Source organism: Streptomyces sp. NPDC006193 (assembly GCF_040613915.1).
Classification (GTDB): domain Bacteria; phylum Actinomycetota; class Actinomycetes; order Streptomycetales; family Streptomycetaceae; genus Streptomyces.
In genome coordinates, this window is the sequence record NZ_JBEXTB010000006.1 from 52,545 (window position 1) to 71,370 (window position 18,826).

Here is an 18,826-nt window from a genome sequence, read left to right on the forward strand (position 1 = left end):
CGACGGCACAGGGCCCTCGCCGGCGGGCGGGGGCCCTCCCTACGGTCGGCGCACGGACGTCGCCGAACGGTTCCCCCGCCTCCACATCCTGCGCTTTCCGGTCGGCCGGGCCTGTCTCCGGCGCGAGGGCGAGGAGTTGACGCCGGTCGACGCGGGCACGCTCGGCTCCGGCCGGGCGATCGCCGACGCGGTCGCGGCGACGGGGAGCACACCGCGGGACGTACGGCGGACGGTCCTGAGCCACTGCCACGCGGATCACGCGGGCGGCGCGGCCGAGGCGGGCCGCGCCGGACGGTGCCGAGTCGCCGGCCATCACCTGACGCCCCTTCGTACGGGCGAACGGCCCGGCCCGCCGCCGCGGTCACCGGTGTGCCGGACGGCGAGGTGCTGGACTTCGGCGGCGGCGCCCGGGTGCTCCACGTGCCGGGCACACGGACGGCAGCATCGCTGGTCTTGCCCGGCGAGGGCGTGCTGATCCCGGGGGACACGGCGGCGGCGTCCCCCGGTGGACGGGTCGGTGACACCGGGGGTGTTCGACCTCGACCGGACCCGGCTCCCGGCATCCCTGCGGCGGCCGGCCGGGCCGGAGGCGGAGGCGGCCTGCTTCGGGCGCGGCGACCCGGTGGTGAAAGGCGCCGCCGCCGCACTGCGCGGGGCCGCGGCCGCGACCAGACCGGCACCCCGGCACCGGCACCGGCACCGGCACCGGCACCGGCACCGGCTCAGCCGACCGGCACCCCGGCCTCCAGATAGAGCGCGGTGCCCCGCTCGCGCGCTCGCAGCGCCCAGCGCAGGCGCTCGTAGCGGACCGGCGGCAGCATCGCGGCGGCCTCCTGCTCGGTGACGAAGCGCCAGGCGCGCAGTTCCGGGCCCGGCAGCAGGACGCCTTCCGCCTCCGCGGACTCGAGCCGGCCCCCGTCGAACAGCAGCCGCAGTCCCCCGAACCCGGGCGGTGCGGGCCGCTCCCAGTCCACGACGAGCAGCCGCGGCACCTCCCGCAGCCGTATCCCGGTCTCCTCGGCGACCTCGCGCATCCCGGCACGGGCCGGGGCCTCGCCCCGTTCCACCACGCCGCCGGGGAACTCCCAGCCGGGCTTGTAGGTGGGATCGACGAGCAGCACCCGGTCCTGCTCGTCGAAGAGGAGCACCCCCGCGGCGAGCGTCTCGGCGGTCGGCTCGGGGGTCTGCACTATGTCGCAGGCGGGCACGGCGCCGCTGCCGACGGCCTCGGCGATGCGCACGGCCGTCTCGTACGGGGTGAGGGAGCTGGTGTCCACGAGGTGGGCGTCGGCGGTGAGCCAGGAGGCGAGGGCGGCGCGGTAGGGCTCGATGCGGTCGTGGGACCACCGGCGCATCCGGATGTCGCCGTCGGGCGGGTCCGGAGCCTCCCGCCCGGCTGCCCGCTCGCGCAGTATCGTTTCGGCCGGGGCGAGGAGCAGATGGTGCACGGGGATCCTGCGGGCGGCGAGGCCGCCGAAGATCTCGTCCCGGTGCTCCTGGCGCAGCAGGGTCATGGGCACCACCAGGGTGCCGCCCAGCTCGGCGAGCATCGCGGCGGCGGTGTCGACCACCAGCCGGCGCCAGATCGGCAGGTCCTGGAAGTCGCCGGCCTCGGCGAGACACTTGGGCGGCAGCAGGTGCGTGAGCGCCCCGCCGATGACCTCGGGGTCGAAGAGCGTGCTGTTCGGGATCAGTTCGATCAGTTCCCGTGCGGTCGTGGTCTTCCCCGCACCGAACGCGCCGTTGATCCAGACGACGGTCACGGACTCCCCCTCTTCTGTTGGCCCCCTGAGGCTTGCCCGCTCCACCCTGCCACGGAAACCCCGTCACCGTGAGGGCGCCGCCCTCGCGCACACGGCGGTGCCGGCGCCCCCGCGGCGGGGACGCCGGCACGCACGCGGCACGCCGCCGGGCCTACTCCCGGCCGGGGGCGTCGTCGGCGGCGGGGATCTCCGGGCCGACGAGGTGGCCCGCCGTGTCGAGGGCACCGGAGACCGTCGGGTCGCCGGGGCGGGTCTCGTCGGCCGGGTGGGAGGGAGTGACGGCCGCCACGACGAATCCGGTGGCGAGGGTGGCGAGGGCGAGCATGCTGCGCTTCTTCATGCGCTGATCAACTGCGGCACGGCGTCCGGGGTCACGCGCAGCCCGCCGCGCGAACCCCCGGACGCCGTGCCGCCCTCTTCCAGCCGAACTGGAGCGAACAGAACCGAACGCCGGACGCTCCTCTTCCAACATACTCCGACACGCAGTAGCGTGAACGCGCACCGATGACGCGCACATGTCCCTCGGAGCGCACTCCGCGCCGACCGCCGTCCGGGACCCTGGCACGCCGTCATCCCGCCTTTCGCGAGTCGGAGGAACGTCGACGATGCGTCACCCTCACACCCGCACCACCCGCCGAAGAGTGGCCACAGCACTCGCCGCAGGGCTGCTGTGCGCCACCGGCCTCGCCGCGCCCGCCCTCGCGGCGCCCGCCGCACCCGCCGCGCCCACCGCCCCCACCGCGCCGCACAGCCCCGCCCCGGCCCCGTCCGACGACCTCGCGCCGACCCCGCCCATGGGCTTCAACAACTGGAACTCCACCCACTGCCGCCCCGAGTTCGACGCGGCCATGGTCGAAGGCATCGCGGACCTCTTCGTGGCGAAGGGCCTGAAGGACGCGGGCTACCGGTACGTCAACCTGGACGACTGCTGGGCCCTGCCGGACCGCGACGCGAACGGCAGGCTGGTGCCCGACCCCGCGCGCTTCCCTGACGGGATCAAGGCGGTCGCGGACTACGTCCACGCCAAGGGGCTCAAACTCGGCATCTACACCAGCGCCGGCACCAAGACCTGTGACAGCGCCGGCTTCCCGGGCGCGCTGGGGCACGAGTACAGCGACGCCCGGCAGTTCGCCGACTGGGGCGTGGACTACCTGAAGTACGACAACTGCAACAACCAGGGCGTGGACGCCCGGCAGCGCTACCGGACCATGCGCGACGCCCTCGACGCGACGGGCCGCCCCATCGTCTACAGCATCTGCGAATGGGGCGAGAACAAGCCCTGGGAGTGGGCCTCGGGCGTGGGCCACCTGTGGCGGACCACCGGGGACATCAGCGACAGCTGGAGTTCGATGCTGTCGATCGTGAAGCAGAACCTGCCCCTCGCCCCCTACGCCGGGCCCGGCCACTGGAACGACCCCGACATGCTGGAGGTCGGCAACGGCGGCATGACCGACACCGAGTACCGCTCGCACTTCTCGCTCTGGTCGGTCATGGCCGCACCCCTGCTCATCGGCACCGACCTGCGCAAGGCCTCCCCGGCGACCTACGAGGTCCTGGGCAACACGGAGGTCATCGCCGTCGACCAGGACCCGCTCGGCAGACAGGGCACGGTGGTCTCCTCCGCGGGCGGGCGCTGGGTCGTCGCCAAGGAGATGCAGGACGGCAGCCGCGCCGTGGCCCTCTTCAACGAGTCCGGCGCCGCCCAGCGGATCGCCACCGACGCGCGTGCCGTCGGCCTGCCCGGCGCCGGCGCCTACACCCTGCGCGACCTGTGGCGGCACCGCACCTACAACACCGCCGGCACCATCGCCGCCACCGTCCCCGCCCACGGCACGGTCCTGCTGCGCGTCGCCGCCGACCCGCGGTGGGCCGCGCACCCGCCCGCCGTCGAACTCGGCCTGGACGGAACCCCGCTGATCGAGGCGGGCGCCCCGGTCACACTGACCGGCACCGTCACCGACCTCGGCCGCACCCCCGCGCGCCGCGTGTCCGTGTCCCTGACCGGCCCCGGCGGGTGGACCGTACGACCCGCCTCGGCGACCTCGGCCGCCGTCCTCACCACGGGCGCGTCCCTGCGCACCGGCTGGCGCGTCACCGCCCCGGCGGGGACGCCGCCCGGCTCCTACGACCTCACGCTGCGGGCCGGTTACCGCTCGCCCGCGGGGCAGCGCGTCACCGGGACGCTCGCGCTGACCGCGTCCGTCGTGGTGCGGCCGCCCGCCGGGACGTCCTACCCCGGTGACCTGCCGTGGCTGTCGGCGGTCAACGGCTGGGGGCCGGTGGAACGCGACACCAGCAACGGGGAGAGCGCCGCGGGCGACGGGCGTCCGCTCACCGTCGGCGGGACGGTGTACGCCAGGGGACTCGGCGTGCACGCCTTCAGCGACGTCTCCTTCTACACCGGCGGGGCCTGCGAGAAGGTCACCGCGGACGTGGGCGTGGACGACGAGAAGGACACCCGGGGCACCGTCGCCTTCGAGATCTGGGCGGACGGCGCCAAGGCCGCCGCCACCGGCGTCCTCACCAACGCCATGCCCGCCCGGCGGATCACCGCCGACGTCACCGGCGCGCGGGTGGTCCGGCTCGTCGTCACCGACGGCGGGGACGGCATCGACTCCGACCACGCGGACTGGGCGGACGCGCGGCTGACCTGCTGACGGCTACAGGCTCGCCGCGGCGGCGTCCGGCCTGCGGGCCAGCGCGGCCGCGGCGGCGCCGACCAGCCCCGCGTCCGTGCCCGTCTGCGCGGGCACGACGGTGAGCCGCCGCACGAAGGACAGGGCCGCGTAGTCCGCGAGGGCCTGGCGCAGGGGCGCGAAGAGGACGTCGCCCGCCTTGGCGACGCCGCCGCCGATCACGGCGACGTCGATCTCGACCAGGGTCGCGGTGGCCGCGATGCCGGCGGCCAGCGCCTGCGCGGCCCGCTGGAAGGAGGCCGCGGCCACCGGGTCGCCCGCACGGGCGGCGGCGGCCACCGCGGCGGCCGAGGCGTCCCCGTCCGGGCCGGGCCGCCACCCCTGCTCCAGCGCGCGCCGGGCGATGTTGGGGCCGCTGGCGATGCGCTCCACGCAGCCGCGCGAGCCGCACGGGCAGGGGTCGCCGTCGAGGTCGACGCTGATGTGGCCGATGTGCCCGGCGTTGCCGGTCGGGCCGGGGTGCAGTCGGCCGCCCAGCACCAGACCACCGCCGACCCCGGTGGAGACCACCATGCACAGCGCGTTGTCATGGCCGCGGGCGGCGCCCTGCCAGTGCTCGGCCGCGGTGATCGCGACACCGTCGCCGATCAGCTCGACCGGCAGACCCCCGGTGGCCGCGCGCACCCGCTCGACCAGCGGGAAGCAGCGCCAGCCCGGCACGTTCACCGGGCTGACGGTGCCGGCCGAGGCGTCCACCGGACCGGCGCTGCCGATGCCGACCGAGCCGGCGCGTCCCCACAGCGGCGAGGCGGCGAGGTCGCCGAGGACCTCCGCCACCGCCCCCATGACCGTTTCGCCGTCCTGCTGGGCGGGCGTCGCCCGCTGTGCCCGGGCCAGGATCCGTCCGCCGTCGTCGACCAGCGCGCCGGCGATCTTGGTGCCGCCGATGTCCAGGGCCGCCACGAGATCGGTGTGCATCGAAGTGAGATCTCCCCGTAGAAGCTCGAAAAGCTGAAAAGGCAGGCCGGTCAAGCGGTGGGGGCGCAGGCCGGAGAGCGGTGGACAGTCTCTCGCGCAGCTGACAACGTTGTCCAGGCTCTATGCTCGACGCCACATCCTCATACAAGCCCACGGATCGCGCACCACCGCGGGGCAGAGGCGGAAGAGACGGACGAGAGACAGGACAGACGCACCGTGCCCGAGACCACCCGCCGCGCAGACCGCCTCTCCGGCACGCGGTACGGCAACCGCCCCACGATGAAGGACGTGGCGGCCCGCGCCGGCGTCGGCCTCAAGACGGTCTCCCGGGTGGTCAACGGCGAGCCCGGGGTCACCCCCGACACCGAACGCCGGGTCCAGGAGGCCATCGAGGCGCTGGGCTTCCGCCGCAACGACAGCGCACGGGTGCTCCGCAAGGGCCGCACGTCGAGCATCGGCCTGGTCCTGGAGGACCTGGCCGACCCGTTCTACGGCCCCCTCAGCCGCGCCGTCGAGGAGGTGGCCCGCGCGCACGGAGCCCTGCTGATCAACGGCTCGAGCGCCGAGGACCCCGAACGCGAGCAGGAACTGGCGCTGGCCCTGTGCGCGCGCCGGGTGGACGGGCTCGTGGTGATCCCGGCCGGGGACGACCACCGCTACCTGGAGCCGGAGATCAGGGCGGGGGTGGCGACCGTGTTCGTGGACCGCCCGGCCGGCCGGATCGACGCCGACGTGGTCCTGTCCGACAACTACGGCGGCGCCCGCGACGGCGTCGCCCACCTGATCGCGCACGGCCACCGCCGGATCGGCTTCATCGGCGACATGCCCCGCATCCACACCGCGGCCGAGCGGCTGCGCGGCTACCGGTCGGCCATGGCGGACGCGGGGATACCCGTCGACCGGCGCTGGATGTCCCTGGGGGCGACGAAACCCGAGCGGGTGCGCCGGGCGGCGGAGGAGATGCTGTCCGGGCCCGAGCCCGTCACCGCCGTCTTCACCGGCAACAACCGGGTCACGGTCACCGTCGTGCGGGTCCTCGCCGCGCACGCGCGACGCGTGTCCCTGGTCGGCTTCGACGACTTCGAGCTGGCCGACCTGCTCCAGCCGGGCGTCACGGTCGTCGCCCAGGACCCGGCGGCCCTGGGCCGCACCGCCGCGGAGCGCCTCTTCCGCCAGCTCGACGGCACGCTCCTCGCCCCGGAGCGGATCGAACTGCCCACCCGCCTGGTCACCCGCGGCTCGGGCGAGCTGCCCCCGGCGGACTGACCCGGCGCGGACCGCGCGGCCGGTCGCCGCCTTCTCCCGCCGGCCCGTCCCGCACCCCGCGGCGCGGCGCTGTCCGGCTCCGGCCGACACCGTGTCCGGCATGCACCGTGTCCGGCATGCACCGTGTCCGGCATGCACCGTGTCCGGCATGCACCGAGGCCCCCGTCACGCGCAGGCGGCGGGGGCCTCGTAGGGCGGAGGCGGACCTCAGCCCTTGCGGGCCTTGATCTCCTCGGTCAGCTGCGGGACGACGTCGAAGAGGTCGCCGACCACGCCGAAGTCGACCAGCTCGAAGATCGGGGCCTCGGGGTCCTTGTTGACGGCCACGATCGTCTTGGAGGTCTGCATGCCGGCGCGGTGCTGGATGGCGCCCGAGATGCCGTTGGCGATGTACAGCTGGGGCGAGACCGACTTGCCGGTCTGGCCGACCTGGTTGGTGTGCGGGTACCAGCCGGCGTCGACGGCGGCGCGCGAGGCGCCGACGGCCGCGCCGAGCTGGTCGGCGAGCGCCTCGATGATCGAGAAGTTCTCGGCGCCGTTGACGCCGCGGCCGCCGGAGACCACGATCGCGGCCTCGGTCAGCTCCGGGCGGCCCGTCGACTCACGCGGCGTACGGCCGGTGATCTTCGTGCCGGTGGCCTTGTCGGAGAAGGTCACGGACAGGGCCTCGACCGCGCCGGCGGCCGGGGCGGCCTCGACGGCGGCCGAGTTCGGCTTGACCGTGATGACCGGGGTGCCCTTGACGACGCGGGACTTGGTGGTGAAGGACGCGGCGAACACCGACTGGGTGGCCACCGGGCCCTCGTCGCCGGCCTCCAGGTCGACGGCGTCGGTGATGATGCCGGAGCCGATGCGCAGCGCCAGACGGGCGGCGATCTCCTTGCCGTCGGCGGAGGACGGGACCAGCACGGCGGCCGGGGAGACGGCCTCGCAGGCGGCCTGGAGGGCGTCCACCTTCGGCACGACCAGGTACTCGGCGTACTCCGGCGCGTCGTGGGTGAGGACCTTCACCGCGCCGTGCTCGGCGAGCGTGGCGGCGGTGTCGGCGGCGCCGTTGCCGAGGGCGACGGCGACGGGCTCGCCGATGCGGCGGGCGAGGGTCAGCAGCTCCAGGGTGGGCTTGCGGACGGCGCCGTCCACGTGGTCGACGTAGACGAGGACTTCAGCCATGGGATTGCTCTCCTGCGTAACGGGTTGAGGGGCGGTCAGCGGGGGACGGGCCTCAGATGAACTTCTGGCCCGCGAGGAACTCAGCGAGCTGCTTGCCGCCCTCGCCCTCGTCCTTGACGATGGTGCCGGCCGTGCGGGCCGGACGCTCGGTCACGGCCTCGACCTTGGTGCAGGCGCCGTCGAGACCGACCTCTTCGGCGTCGATGTCCAGGTCGGACAGGTCCCAGGACTCGACCGGCTTCTTCTTGGCCGCCATGATGCCCTTGAACGACGGGTAGCGGGCCTCGCCCGACTGGTCGGTCACGGAGACGACCGCCGGGAGCTGCGCCTCGAGCTGCTCGGAGGCGGCGTCGCCGTCGCGGCGGCCCCTGACCGTGCCGTCCTCGACGGAGACCTCGGAGAGCAGGGTGACCTGAGGGACGCCCAGGCGCTCGGCGACCAGTGCGGGCAGGACGCCCATGGTGCCGTCGGTGGAGGCCATGCCGGAGACGACCAGGTCGAAGCCGGCCTTCTCGATGGCCTTGGCCAGGACCAGGGAGGTGCCGATGGCGTCGGTGCCGTGCAGGTCGTCGTCCTCGACGTGGATGGCCTTGTCGGCGCCCATGGAGAGGGCCTTGCGGAGCGCGTCCTTGGCGTCCTCGGGGCCGACCGTCAGGACGGTGACCTCGGCGTCGTCCGCGTTCTCGGCGATCTGCAGCGCCTGCTCGACGGCGTACTCGTCCAGTTCGGAGAGCAGACCGTCCACGTCGTCGCGGTCGACGGTCAGGTCATCGGCGAAGTGCCGGTCGCCAGTGGCGTCGGGCACGTACTTCACAGTGACAACGATCCTCAAGCTCACGCCGGCTCTCCTACTGCATCGTCATTTCCGGGCTGCCTCTTGCAGGCAGCATAGGCGCCTGAAGCGGCCGATCCCGAGCGGGGCGTCCGCGCGCTCCGACCGAGATATTACTCGCCAGTACATCCAGTTCATGCTCGCTGAGCAAGCGCTTTGAACTGTGACCTTCGCAACGCAGCGTAACCGGAACTCGACGGCTCCGCAGGAGGCGGCGGCGTGATCAATCCCGCAGGCCGCCGAAGCGGCCCTGGTGGTAGAGGAGCGGGCGCCCGGGGCCCGAGGAGTCGCCGAGGACGGCCTCGGCGACCACGATGCGGTGATCGCCGGCCGGGACCCGTGCGACGATCCGGCACACCAGCCAGGCGAGCACGCCGTCCAGCACCGGCACCCCTTCCGGGCCCTCCCGCCACACCGTGGGCGCGCCGAAGCGGTCGGCGCCGCTGCGCGCGAAGGTGGCGGCCAGCTCGCTCTGGTGCTCGCCGAGTATGTGCACGCCGACGTGGCCGGCCTCGGCCACCGCCGGCCAGCTGGAGGCGCCCGTGCCGATGCCGAAGGAGACCAGCGGCGGCTCGGCGGAGACGGAGGTGAGGGAGGTGGCGGTGAAACCGGCGGGGCCGGCGGACCCGCGCGCGGTGATCACGGCGACGCCGGCGGCATGCCGGCGGAAGGTGGAGCGCAACAGGTCGGGGGAGGCGAGCCGGGCGGTGCCGAGGTCATGGGCGGCCGTCATGAGCTGTCCTTCTGCGAGGGGGCGTGGGCGTCCCCCGCCCGGGCGCACACGGGAGGGGGGTGTTGCGCGGCTGCTCAGCAGCCCGGACAGCGCGCGCTCGCGGTGCGGACGAGGTCGACGTGGACCCGGCCGTGGAGAAGGAGTTCCGCCGGCCTGCGGGCGGGCCGGCGACAGCGGGTGCGCGGGGCCGAGCGGGGCGCGGGACCCGCAGGGCCCGGCGCCGCGCACCGAAGGCTCCTCACACCGCCTCCCCGAGCGCCGCGATGACGTCGGCCTTGCGGGGCTGCCCGGCGGCGCGCCGCACCACCCGGCCGCCGGCGTCCAGGACCAGGACGGTGGGCGTCTTCAGGACGTCCAGTGCGCGGACGAGGTCCAGGCGGGCCTCGGCGTCGATCTCGACGTGGGTCACCCCCGGCACCATCGCCGCGACCTCGCCGAGGATGCGGCGCGTGGCCCGGCAGGGCGCACAGAAGGCGCTGGAGAACTGCACGAGTGTGGCCCGCTCCCCCAGTGCGCCGCCGAGGTCGGCCGCGTCCAGCCGCTCGCCGTCGTCGCCCCCGCGCACGTGTGCCCTCCTGTTCCGCCGCCCGTGCGGCGCTTTGCTGTCACCCGCCGCGGCGAGCACCGCCCGGCACCCCGCCGGCCGGGCCGCACGCCGCCGGTCCGGTCCTCCACGCCTACAGCGTCCACGGGACCGCGGCAATTCCCGGCTCCCGGCAGGTCTCCGCCGCGCTCCGCCCAGGGGTGGTGCTCCTGCTTCCCGAGGGGCTCCACGGTACGCCCGGAGTAAAGGTGACTTAAGCCTTTGAGGTGGGATGTAGGCCGACGTGACGAGGATCTCGCCGCCGCGAGGCACCAGGACTGGCTACCCGTCCGTTCTTGGGGCACGATCTGCGAGACGCCGTAAACCTACGGACACGTAACTTTCCCGCCGGGATCCCCTTTCCCGAGCAGAGCAGAAAGGGCCCACCCCGCTTATGGCCGAGCTGGTCTACCGTCCCGTCATCGGATTCGCCAAGACGCTGTTCAAGGTCTGGGACCTGAAGATCGACTGTCAGGGCTCGGAGAACATCCCGCGCACCGGCGGTGCCGTGCTGGTGAGCAATCACATCAGCTACCTCGACTTCGTCTTCAACGGCCTGGCCGCCCTTCCGCAGAAGCGCCTGGTGCGCTTCATGGCGAAGGAGTCCGTCTTCCGGCACAGGATCTCCGGCCCGCTGATGCGCGGCATGAAGCACATCCCGGTGGACCGCAAGCAGGGTGAGGCCGCGTTCGCGCACGCGCTGGACTCGCTGCGCTCCGGGGAGGTCGTCGGGGTGTTCCCGGAGGCCACCATCTCGCCGTCCTTCACGCTGAAGAGCTTCAAGTCCGGTGCGGCCCGCCTGGCGCAGGAGGCGGGCGTCCCGCTGGTCCCGATGGCGGTGTGGGGCACCCAGCGCCTGTGGACGAAGGGCCGGCCCCGCAACTTCGGCCGCAGCCACCTGCCCGTCACCGTCCGCGTCGGCGAGCCGGTGGAGGCACCCCGCGACCAGTACGCGGGCGCCATCACCCGCCGGCTGCGCGAACGCGTCCAGGAGCTGCTGGACGCCGCCCAGCGCGCCTATCCCGGCCGCCCCAAGGACTCCCAGGACTCCTGGTGGCTCCCGGCCCACCTCGGCGGCACGGCCCCGACGGCGGAGGAACTGCGCGCCGCAGAGGCCCACTGACGCCTCGCGGCGTCCGGCGGCGCGCCCACTCCTGCCGCCGGTCACCGCCCTGGATCCGCGCGCAGCGGCGCCGCCGGGACCGATGCCCCGCGCCGCGCTCCCCGGTCGGCCGCCGGCGTGCCGGGCGACGGCCTGGTCACGGAGGTTCCGCAGGCGCGGGACGCCGGCCCCGGCGCCGGAGGGCACGGGAGTGCGCTCACCGCCGGCCGCCGGCTTCGCGGGTGACCGCATCCCCTGCGGGGCTCGCGTGAAGGGGGCGGCTAGCGCGCCATCTCCTCCTTCAGCGCCGCCACGAACGTGTCGACGTCCTCCTCCGTCGTGTCGAAGGAGCACATCCAGCGCACGACCCCGGCCGCCTCGTCCCAGAAGTAGAAGCGGAACCGCTTCTGCAGCCGCTCGCTCACGTCGTGCGGGAGCCTGGCGAAGACACCGTTGGCCTGCACCGGGTAGAGGATCTCCACGCCGTGCACCGCGCGCACGCCCTCGGCGAGCCGCTGGGCCATCTCGTTGGCGTGCCGGGCGTTGCGCAGCCACAGGTCCTTGGCGAGCAGCGCCTCCAGCTGCACCGAGACGAAGCGCATCTTGGAGGCCAGCTGCATCGACATCTTCCGCAGGTGCTTCATGCTCCGCACCGCGTCCTGGTTGAGGACGACGACCGCCTCGCCGAACAGGGCGCCGTTCTTCGTCCCGCCCAGCGAGAGGATGTCCACGCCGACCGCGTTGGTGAAGGTCCGCATCGGCACGTCCAGGGAGGCGGCCGCGTTGGCTATCCGGGAGCCGTCCAGGTGCACCTTCATGCCGTGCGCGTGGGCGTGCTCGCAGATCGCGCGGATCTCCTCGGGCGTGTAGAGGGTGCCCAGCTCCGTGCTCTGGGTGATCGACACCACCTGCGGCATCGCACGGTGCTCGTCCTCCCAGCCCCAGGCCTGCCGGTCGATCAGCTCGGGCGTGAGCTTGCCGTCGGGGGTGGGCACGGTGAGCAGTTTCAGACCGCCCATGCGCTCGGGGGCGCCGCCCTCGTCGACGTTGATGTGCGCGCTCTCGGCGCAGATCACCGCGCCCCAGCGGTCGGTGACCGCCTGGAGCGCGACGACGTTCGCCCCGGTGCCGTTGAAGACCGGGAAGGCCTCCGCGGTGGCCCCGAAGTGGCTGCGGATGATCCGCTGGAGGTGCTCGGTGTAGTCGTCCTCGCCGTACGCCACCTGGTGGCCGCCGTTCGCCAGGGCGATGGCGGCCAGGATCTCCGGGTGGGCTCCGGCGTAGTTGTCACTGGCGAAACCGCGGACCTGCGGGTCGTGGTGGCGACGCGCGTCGGTCCTGGGAGGGTTCACGGCTTCTCGGTCAGCCACAGACGGTTTCCGTTCACTTCGGCGGCGGGCTTGGTCCAGACGCCCTCGATGGCCTCGGCCAGGTCCTTGACGTCCGTGAAGCCCGCGAACTTCGCGTTGGGGCGTTCGGCGCGCATCGCGTCGTGCACCAGCGCCTTCACCACCAGGATCGTAGCCGCGGACGTCGGCCCCTCGGCGCCCCCCGCCTTGCGGAAGAAGTCCGCCATGGCCAGCGTCCACGCCTCGGCGGCGGCCTTGGCCGCGGAGTAGGCGGCGTTGCCCGCGGTCGGCTTCGAGGCGCCGGCCGCGCTGATCAGGACGTACCGGCCGCGCTCGCTGCGCTGCAGCGCCTCGTGGAAGGCGAGGGAGGTGTGCTGCACGGTGCGGATCAGCAGCATCTCCAGGAAGTCCCAGTCGTCGAGGCTGGTCTTCGTGAAGGTCTCGCTGCCGCGCCAGCCGCCGACCAGGTGGACGAGCCCGTCGACCCGGCCGAAGTCCTTCTCGATGTGGGCGGCCCAGTCGCGGGTGGACTGCAGGTCGAGCAGGTCGACCGTGTCGCCGGTGACGGTGGCGCCACCGGAGGCGTAGCGGGCCGCGTCCACGGCCTCCGACAGCCGCTGCGGGTCGTTGTCCGCCCCTACGACGGTCGCCCCGGCCTCTGCCAGCCGCAGCAGCGCCGCCCGGCCGGCGGGTCCGCCCGCGCCGGCCACGGCGATCACCGCACCGCTGAGAGCCCCGTTGCCCATGGTGTTCCCCTTCGAAGCAGCTGTGTTCCGGACGCGGTCGCTCACGCGGCGACCCGCTCGGCGGTGTCCGCGGTGATGCCCTTCGTGGAGGCGATCACGTTCTTCAGCTTCTTGGACAGCGCCTCGAAGAACATGCTGAGCGGAAACTCGTCCGGAAGCACGTCGTCCACGAGCTTGCGCGGCGGCTGGGTCAGGTCCAGGGCGTCCGGGCCCTTGGCCCACTTGGAACCGGGGTGCGGGGCGAGGTAGGCGGAGACCAGCTCGTAGCCGGCGAACCAGTGCACGAGCTTAGGGCGGTCGATGCCGTCCCGGTACAGCTTCTCGATCTCGGCGCACAGCTGGTTGGTCACCTGCGGGGCGCGCTCCCAGTCGATGGTGAGCTTGTTGTCGGTCCAGCGGACCACGTCGTGCTGGTGCAGGTAGGCGAAGAGCAGCTGCCCGCCGAGGCCGTCGTAGTTGCGGTTGCGGTCGCCGGTGACCGGGAAGCGGAACATGCGGTCGAAGAGCACCGCGTACTGCACGTCACGGGCCTGGGGGACGCCGTCCGCCTGCAGCTTCACGGCCTCCTTGAAGGCGGTGAGGTCGCAGCGCAGCTCCTCCAGGCCGTACATCCAGAACGGCTGGCGCTGCTTGATCATGAACGGGTCGAACGGCAGGTCGCCGTGGCTGTGGGTGCGGTCGTGGATCATGTCCCACAGCACGAAGGCCTCTTCGCAGCGCTTCTGGTCGTGGACCATCGCGGCGACGTCCTCGGGCAGGTCGAGGCCGAGGATGTCGACGGCGGCCTCGGTGACCCGGCGGAAGCGGGCGGCCTCGCGGTCGCAGAAGATGCCGCCCCAGGAGAATCGTTCCGGCGCCTCACGGACGGCGATGGTCTCCGGGAAGAGCACGGCGGAGTTGGTGTCGTACCCCGAGGTGAAGTCCTCGAAGGTGATGCCGCAGAACAGCGGGTTGTCGTAGCGGGTGCGCTCCAGCTCGGCCAGCCAGTCCGGCCACACCATGCGCAGCACGACCGCCTCCAGATTGCGGTCCGGGTTGCCGTTCTGCGTGTACATCGGGAAGACGACCAGGTGCTGCAGGCCGTCCTCGCGGCGGGCGGCCGGGTTGAAGGCCAGCAGCGAGTCCAGGAAGTCGGGCACCTGGAAGCCGCCCTCGGCCCAGCGGCGCAGGTCCTCGACCAGCGCGCGGTGGTAGGCGGCGTCGTGCGGGAGGAGCGGGGAGAGCTGCTCGACCGCGTCGACGACACGCTCGACGGCCGCGGCCGCGTCGGCCCGCCGCGGGGCCCCCTCGGCGTCGAAGTCGATCGATCCGTCCTTCGACTGCCATGGCCGGATCTGCTCCACGGCATCCTTGAGCACGGGCCAGGCCGGGTGGTCGATCACCCTGGTCAGCGAAGAAGTCTGCTCCTCCGCAGCGGCCTGCACAAGAATTTCCGTCATATCCCATCCTCCACGGGAGAACCTCGCGTAGAGACACCGTAGACACACGCGGTTTCTCTCAGCAAGAGCCAACTCGGGAAATCGTTCTGCCTGACCCCATGGTCACCGCTGTTTTTCCTGTCGTAAACCGTGACGGCGCTCACTTCCGCCGTGAGGCGGCAGGAGCCGCCGAGGGGCGGTATCCGGTCGGCCTGCGATGCGGGGGCCGGCCCCGCGCCGGGTGACGGTGCGGGTGGAGACCGGGCCGTCCGGCGCCGGACGCCGTCCCCCGGCCGCCGCGCATCCGCGGGTCCATCGCGCCGGCCGGCCGTTAGGCTGCGAACATGCCGTGTGGACGACGACGTCCGGAACAGGGGGCGTCGGTCCGCGCGTCCCCGAGCCGCCGTCGACGGAAGCGAGTTGAACCTTGAACTTCCTAACCATCGGTCACCGCGGGGTCATGGGCGTGGAGCCCGAGAACACCCTCCGTTCCTTCGTCGCCGCGCAGCAGGCCGGCCTCGACCTGATCGAACTCGATCTGCATCTCAGCAAGGACGGCGCCCTCGTCGTCATGCACGACGCGAAGGTGGACCGTACGACCGACGGCTCCGGGCCGATCGCCGAGAAGACCCTCGCGGAGCTGCGCGCCCTGGACGCGGGCCGCGGGGAGCGGGTACCGGTGTTCGAGGAGGTCCTGGAGGCCGTGCAGACTCCGCTGCAGGCCGAGATCAAGGACGTGGCGGCGGCACGGACGCTGGCCGAGGTGATGCACGCCAGGGATCTGACCCGGCGGGTGGAGGTGTCCTCGTTCCACGACGAGGCGATCGCCGAGATCAGGCGTCTGGTGCCGGGCGTGCGCACGGCGCTGGTAGCGAGCCGCTACGGCACCGATGTGGTGGACCGCGCCGTCGCCGTGGGCGCCGGGTCCGTCTGCCTCGACATCCGCCGGCTCACCCTGGAGGTCGTCGAGCACGCGCGCGCCTCCGGGCTGCGGATCATCGGCTGGGTCGTCAACACCCAGGAGCATCTGCGGCTGGTGCGCGCGCTGGAGCTGGACGGCGCGACGACCGACTACCCGGACATCAAGCGCACCGGCCGCTTCACGGCCTGACCCGGCGCCCCGGGCGGAGAGGTCACGCCAGCGGCTTGGCCAGCACCTCGAACTCCAGGTCGTCGCGGCGCGGGACGCCGAAGCGCTCGTCGCCGTACGGGAACGGCTCCGTCCGCCCCGTACGGCGGTAGCCGCGGCGCTCGTACCACGCGATCAGGTCGTGCCGTACGGAGATCACCGTCATCCGCATCTCGCCGACGCCCCAGGTCGCGCGGGCCAGGCGCTCCGCCTCCGACAGCACCGTGCCGCCGAGGCCCGCGCCCTGCAGCGCGGGAGTGACCGCGAACATGCCGAAGTAGGCGTGGTCACCGCGGTGTTCGAGCTGGCAGCAGGCGACGACGCGGCCGTCCCGCTCGACAGTCAGCAGCCGGCTCGCCGGCGCCTTGATCACCTGCAGCACGGCCTCGTGGTCGGTCCGCCGCCCGTCCAGGATGTCCGCCTCGGTGGTCCATCCGGCCCGGCTGTCGTCCCCCCGGTACGCCGACTGGACCAGTGCGACCAGGGCGTCGACGTCGGCGTCGGTGGCGTCGCGGAAGGTGATCGAGGTGGCTTGCGCGTCCATGGCGGCGGTCTCCGATTCTCGGGCGTGGCTGAGCCGGGGACGAGGGTAACCCTGCGGAGTAGCCTCCGGCGCATGGTGCATGTACTCAGCAGCCGCACCCTTCTGCGGCCCACCGACCCCGAGCGCTCCCGCGTCTTCTACGGCGAGCAGCTCGGCCTGTCCGTCCACCGCGAGTTCGGCACCGGGCCCGAGCGCGGGACCGTCTACTTCCTCGGCGGCGGCTTCCTGGAGCTCTCCGGCCGGTCCGACACCCCGCCGTCGCCCGCGGTGCAGCTCTGGCTCCAGGTCGGGGACGTGAGCGCGGCGTGCGGGGAGCTGCGGGCACGGGGCGTGGAGATCGTACGGCCGCCGGTGCGGGAGCCGTGGGGCCTGATCGAGATGTGGATCACCGATCCGGACGGCACCCGCATCGTCCTGGTGGAGATCCCGGCGGACCATCCGCTGCGGTACCGGCCGGGCATCTGAGGGACGGGCCCCGCCGGGGGTTCCGCCCGCGTCCGCACACCGGGCTCCGGGGGCGTCACGAGGCGCCCGGGGGCGCTGTGCCCGGCGGTGAGGCCAGCCCTCCGGGCGGCTCACGCGCCGTGCGGGGCGGGCCCGACCCGGCCCGGTGTCCGGCTCGGCGCGGACGGGCTGCCGCCGGCGGAGCACGGCGCTACCGTGCCGTTCCGCGCGGGCCGGCACCGCCGGCGGGCCGGGCGCCGGTCACCCGGCCTACGGGCCCTGGGCGGGCGGCTACGCAGGCGGCGACGGACGGCCCGCGGCCGGCGGTCTACGGGGCGAGCGGCGCCGCGCGAGCCCGGCCGGCGGGCGGGCGGCGTCGCGGACGGTTTCGCCGCCCACGGCGGTGGTCACCGTGCGCGCTCCCCCGCATGCTCCCCGTGTACCTCCTTGCGCTCGCGTGCGCTCCGTCCGTCGTGGGCATCGCATCCCTCGACCGACCGTCGAGGGGAGGTGCGCCGTGCACGGACCGGTGTCGGCAGCCTGGCTGCTGGTCGCGCTCTGCGCGGGGACGGGGGCCTACTGCCTGCTGCGGATGCGCAGCGGTGCCGAGGAGCAGCGCAGCGAGGCGGGCGGTGAGGCGCTGATGGGTTTCGGCATGGCCGTGATGGCCGTCCCGGCGGCGGTGTTCACGCCGCCGTGGTGGGCGTGGCCGGTGTACGCGGCGGTGTTCGGCGCGGCGGCGCTGCGCGCGCTGTGGGCGGTGCGCGGCGGCCCGCGCCATCTGCACCACCTCGTGGGCAGCACGGCGATGGTGTACATGGCGGTGGTGACGGCCGCGTCGCCGCCCGCCGCCGCCCACCACGGGCACGGCGGCGGGATGCCGCCGCTGACCGCCGCGCTGCTGCTGTACTTCGCGGGCTATGTGCTGCTGGCCGGCGCCCGGCTGGTGCCCGCGCCCGGCACGCCGGCCCGGACGGACCCGGTCCACTGGGGCGACCGCCCGGAGCTGGCGCGGGCGTGCCGGCTGTCGATGGGGATCGGCATGGTGGCGATGCTGCTGACGATGTGAGCGCCGGACGCCGGCACGCACGTCGACTGCGTCACTTCGCCGGGGCGGACCGTACCGCCGGACGGCCCCGCGCTCGTAGGGTGTCGACCATGATGGTCCCCGTGGCCCTGCTGCTGCTCGGCGCCCTGACCGCCGTCTCCGCCCCGCGGCTGCTCGCCCGGGCAGACTGGCCGGACCGCGAGCCGGTCGTCGCCCTCTGGGTGTGGCAGTGCGTCGTGGCGGCCGTCCTGCTGTGCTGCGCCCTGTCGATGACGCTCAGCGCGGCGGCGGCCTGGCAGGCGGTCCGCGGGCACGTGTTCGCCACGGCGCCGCCCGCGGTCGCGGACGCCTACGCCCTGGGCGCGGCCGGCCCCTGGGCGGCGCCCACCGCCGTGCTTCTCGCCTGCGGTGGACTGTGGAGCCTGGCGATGCTGGTGCGCGAGGTCGTGCGGGCCCGGGTGCGGCGGCGGGCGCGGCGGGCCGAACTTCGGTTGCGGGCCCCGCTGCTGCCGGGCGAGGAGCCGTCGGGCGGCCGGCTGGTGGTGCTGGAGGGCGAGCGTCCCGACGCATGGTGGCTGCCCGGCCCGGCGCCCCGGCTGGTCATCACCACGGCCGCGCTGCGCCGCCTGAAGGGGCGTCAGCTCGATGCGCTCCTCGCCCATGAGCAGGGGCACGCGCAGGCCCGGCACGACTGGCTGCTGCACTGCTCGGCCGCGCTGGCGGGCGGGTTCCCGCAGGTCCCGGTGTTCGCCGCGTTCCGCGACGAGATGCACCGGCTGGTCGAACTGGCCGCCGACGACATGGCCTCCCGGCGCTTCGGCCGGCTGACGACGGCGCTCGCCCTGGTCGGACTCAACGAGGAACGGGGCGTGTTCGGTCCCTGCCCGACCGCGCAGGCGGACGTGCCGCGGCGCGTGCACCGCCTGCTGACCGCCCCCGACCGGCTCCCGGCGCTGCGCCGGCTGCGCCTGACCGCGGCCGCGGCGCTCGTCCCGGCGGTCCCGGTGCTGCTGGCGCTGGTGCCCGGGCTGCGCGCGCTGGGCTGACGCCGTACTCCCTGGGCGGGTGACTTGGCCGCAGCCGCC

At 73.9% G+C, this 18,826-nt stretch carries 19 protein-coding genes; 8 read left to right on the forward strand and 11 right to left on the reverse strand.

Features of this window, described 5'->3' with window-relative positions; genetic code table 11:
• The first annotated feature begins 136 nt into the window (after window positions 1-136).
• Window positions 137-475, forward strand: a complete 339-nt coding sequence (locus ABZ261_RS08805) for an MBL fold metallo-hydrolase (RefSeq protein WP_356856799.1) — start codon at window positions 137-139, stop codon at window positions 473-475.
• 247 nt (window positions 476-722) lie between these two features.
• Here ABZ261_RS08805 and ABZ261_RS08810 read toward each other — a convergent pair whose 3' ends face one another.
• Window positions 723-1,763, reverse strand: coding sequence for an NUDIX domain-containing protein (locus ABZ261_RS08810; RefSeq protein ID WP_356856801.1), 1,041 nt, complete (start codon window positions 1,761-1,763; stop codon window positions 723-725).
• Window positions 1,764-1,914: 151 nt separating this feature from the next.
• The gene (locus ABZ261_RS08815; protein WP_356856803.1) at window positions 1,915-2,103 is read right to left on the reverse strand and encodes a hypothetical protein; all 189 of its coding nucleotides are present in this window, start codon (window positions 2,101-2,103) and stop codon (window positions 1,915-1,917) included.
• Window positions 2,104-2,368: 265 nt separating this feature from the next.
• Between ABZ261_RS08815 and ABZ261_RS08820 the strand changes: the two genes are divergently transcribed.
• On the forward strand, window positions 2,369-4,420 hold the full coding sequence (locus ABZ261_RS08820; protein ID WP_356856805.1) for an NPCBM/NEW2 domain-containing protein: 2,052 nt from the start codon (window positions 2,369-2,371) through the stop codon (window positions 4,418-4,420).
• Between the two features lie 3 nt (window positions 4,421-4,423).
• On the opposite strand, the gene ABZ261_RS08825 is transcribed toward ABZ261_RS08820, so the two are convergent.
• Entirely contained in the window at window positions 4,424-5,377 is a 954-nt protein-coding gene (locus ABZ261_RS08825) for an ROK family protein (protein ID WP_356856807.1), read from the reverse strand.
• Window positions 5,378-5,593: 216 nt separating this feature from the next.
• Between ABZ261_RS08825 and ABZ261_RS08830 the strand changes: the two genes are divergently transcribed.
• On the forward strand, window positions 5,594-6,643 hold the full coding sequence (locus tag ABZ261_RS08830) for a LacI family DNA-binding transcriptional regulator (RefSeq protein ID WP_356856809.1): 1,050 nt from the start codon (window positions 5,594-5,596) through the stop codon (window positions 6,641-6,643).
• A 207-nt stretch (window positions 6,644-6,850) separates the two neighbouring features.
• Here ABZ261_RS08830 and ABZ261_RS08835 read toward each other — a convergent pair whose 3' ends face one another.
• From ABZ261_RS08835 to ABZ261_RS08850, 4 genes are all read right to left on the reverse strand, one after another.
• The gene (locus tag ABZ261_RS08835; RefSeq protein ID WP_356856811.1) at window positions 6,851-7,813 is read right to left on the reverse strand and encodes an electron transfer flavoprotein subunit alpha/FixB family protein; all 963 of its coding nucleotides are present in this window, start codon (window positions 7,811-7,813) and stop codon (window positions 6,851-6,853) included.
• A gap of 52 nt (window positions 7,814-7,865) precedes the next feature.
• Complete coding sequence (locus ABZ261_RS08840) at window positions 7,866-8,651, reverse strand: electron transfer flavoprotein subunit beta/FixA family protein (RefSeq protein ID WP_356856813.1); 786 nt, start codon at window positions 8,649-8,651, stop codon at window positions 7,866-7,868.
• Between the two features lie 217 nt (window positions 8,652-8,868).
• The gene (locus tag ABZ261_RS08845; protein ID WP_356856815.1) at window positions 8,869-9,378 is read right to left on the reverse strand and encodes a flavin reductase family protein; all 510 of its coding nucleotides are present in this window, start codon (window positions 9,376-9,378) and stop codon (window positions 8,869-8,871) included.
• 238 nt (window positions 9,379-9,616) lie between these two features.
• Window positions 9,617-10,003: a thioredoxin family protein gene (locus ABZ261_RS08850; protein WP_356856817.1), complete on the reverse strand. Its 387-nt coding sequence runs from the start codon at window positions 10,001-10,003 to the stop codon at window positions 9,617-9,619.
• A gap of 352 nt (window positions 10,004-10,355) precedes the next feature.
• Here ABZ261_RS08850 and ABZ261_RS08855 point away from each other — a divergent pair, with 352 nt between their 5' ends.
• Window positions 10,356-11,084, forward strand: a complete 729-nt coding sequence (locus ABZ261_RS08855; protein ID WP_356856819.1) for a lysophospholipid acyltransferase family protein — start codon at window positions 10,356-10,358, stop codon at window positions 11,082-11,084.
• A gap of 260 nt (window positions 11,085-11,344) precedes the next feature.
• Here the strand turns inward: ABZ261_RS08855 and ABZ261_RS08860 are convergent, their stop codons facing one another.
• The 3 genes from ABZ261_RS08860 to ABZ261_RS08870 are packed head-to-tail and all read right to left on the reverse strand — an operon-like array spanning window position 11,345 to window position 14,597.
• Window positions 11,345-12,415 carry a low specificity L-threonine aldolase gene (locus ABZ261_RS08860; protein ID WP_356856821.1) on the reverse strand — a complete coding sequence of 357 codons (1,071 nt, stop codon included), beginning with the start codon at window positions 12,413-12,415 and terminating at the stop codon, window positions 11,345-11,347.
• Window positions 12,412-13,158 (reverse strand): SDR family oxidoreductase, encoded by a 747-nt coding sequence (locus ABZ261_RS08865; protein WP_356856823.1) that lies wholly within the window; start codon window positions 13,156-13,158, stop codon window positions 12,412-12,414. Before ABZ261_RS08865 ends, ABZ261_RS08860 begins: the two co-directional genes overlap by 4 nt.
• Before the next feature lie 41 nt (window positions 13,159-13,199).
• Complete coding sequence (locus ABZ261_RS08870) at window positions 13,200-14,597, reverse strand: DUF6421 family protein (protein ID WP_356856825.1); 1,398 nt, start codon at window positions 14,595-14,597, stop codon at window positions 13,200-13,202.
• A 406-nt stretch (window positions 14,598-15,003) separates the two neighbouring features.
• Here ABZ261_RS08870 and ABZ261_RS08875 point away from each other — a divergent pair, with 406 nt between their 5' ends.
• Complete coding sequence (locus ABZ261_RS08875) at window positions 15,004-15,687, forward strand: glycerophosphodiester phosphodiesterase family protein (RefSeq protein ID WP_356856827.1); 684 nt, start codon at window positions 15,004-15,006, stop codon at window positions 15,685-15,687.
• A gap of 22 nt (window positions 15,688-15,709) precedes the next feature.
• Here the strand turns inward: ABZ261_RS08875 and ABZ261_RS08880 are convergent, their stop codons facing one another.
• Window positions 15,710-16,249 carry a GNAT family N-acetyltransferase gene (locus ABZ261_RS08880; protein ID WP_356856829.1) on the reverse strand — a complete coding sequence of 180 codons (540 nt, stop codon included), beginning with the start codon at window positions 16,247-16,249 and terminating at the stop codon, window positions 15,710-15,712.
• Between the two features lie 72 nt (window positions 16,250-16,321).
• Here ABZ261_RS08880 and ABZ261_RS08885 point away from each other — a divergent pair, with 72 nt between their 5' ends.
• From ABZ261_RS08885 to ABZ261_RS08895, 3 genes are all read left to right on the forward strand, one after another.
• A complete protein-coding gene (locus tag ABZ261_RS08885; RefSeq protein ID WP_356856831.1) occupies window positions 16,322-16,714 on the forward strand; it encodes a VOC family protein in 393 nt (130 codons plus the stop codon).
• A 496-nt stretch (window positions 16,715-17,210) separates the two neighbouring features.
• Window positions 17,211-17,762, forward strand: a complete 552-nt coding sequence (locus ABZ261_RS08890) for a DUF5134 domain-containing protein (protein ID WP_356856833.1) — start codon at window positions 17,211-17,213, stop codon at window positions 17,760-17,762.
• An 89-nt stretch (window positions 17,763-17,851) separates the two neighbouring features.
• Entirely contained in the window at window positions 17,852-18,787 is a 936-nt protein-coding gene (locus tag ABZ261_RS08895) for a M56 family metallopeptidase (RefSeq protein WP_356856835.1), read from the forward strand.
• Window positions 18,788-18,826 lie beyond the last annotated feature (39 nt).

Bases quoted from the DNA above. Each gene is read 5' to 3' on its own strand.
- ABZ261_RS08815 (WP_356856803.1), bottom strand. From the start codon at position 2,103: ATGAAGAAGCGCAGCATGCTCGCCCTCGCCACCCTCGCCACCGGATTC.
- ABZ261_RS08820 (WP_356856805.1), top strand. From the start codon at position 2,369: ATGCGTCACCCTCACACCCGCACCACCCGCCGAAGAGTGGCCACAGCA.
- ABZ261_RS08825 (WP_356856807.1), bottom strand. From the start codon at position 5,377: ATGCACACCGATCTCGTGGCGGCCCTGGACATCGGCGGCACCAAGATC.
- ABZ261_RS08835 (WP_356856811.1), bottom strand. From the start codon at position 7,813: ATGGCTGAAGTCCTCGTCTACGTCGACCACGTGGACGGCGCCGTCCGC.
- ABZ261_RS08845 (WP_356856815.1), bottom strand. From the start codon at position 9,378: ATGACGGCCGCCCATGACCTCGGCACCGCCCGGCTCGCCTCCCCCGAC.
- ABZ261_RS08855 (WP_356856819.1), top strand. From the start codon at position 10,356: ATGGCCGAGCTGGTCTACCGTCCCGTCATCGGATTCGCCAAGACGCTG.
- ABZ261_RS08865 (WP_356856823.1), bottom strand. From the start codon at position 13,158: ATGGGCAACGGGGCTCTCAGCGGTGCGGTGATCGCCGTGGCCGGCGCG.
- ABZ261_RS08870 (WP_356856825.1), bottom strand. From the start codon at position 14,597: ATGACGGAAATTCTTGTGCAGGCCGCTGCGGAGGAGCAGACTTCTTCG.
- ABZ261_RS08880 (WP_356856829.1), bottom strand. From the start codon at position 16,249: ATGGACGCGCAAGCCACCTCGATCACCTTCCGCGACGCCACCGACGCC.
- ABZ261_RS08885 (WP_356856831.1), top strand. From the start codon at position 16,322: ATGGTGCATGTACTCAGCAGCCGCACCCTTCTGCGGCCCACCGACCCC.
- ABZ261_RS08895 (WP_356856835.1), top strand. From the start codon at position 17,852: ATGATGGTCCCCGTGGCCCTGCTGCTGCTCGGCGCCCTGACCGCCGTC.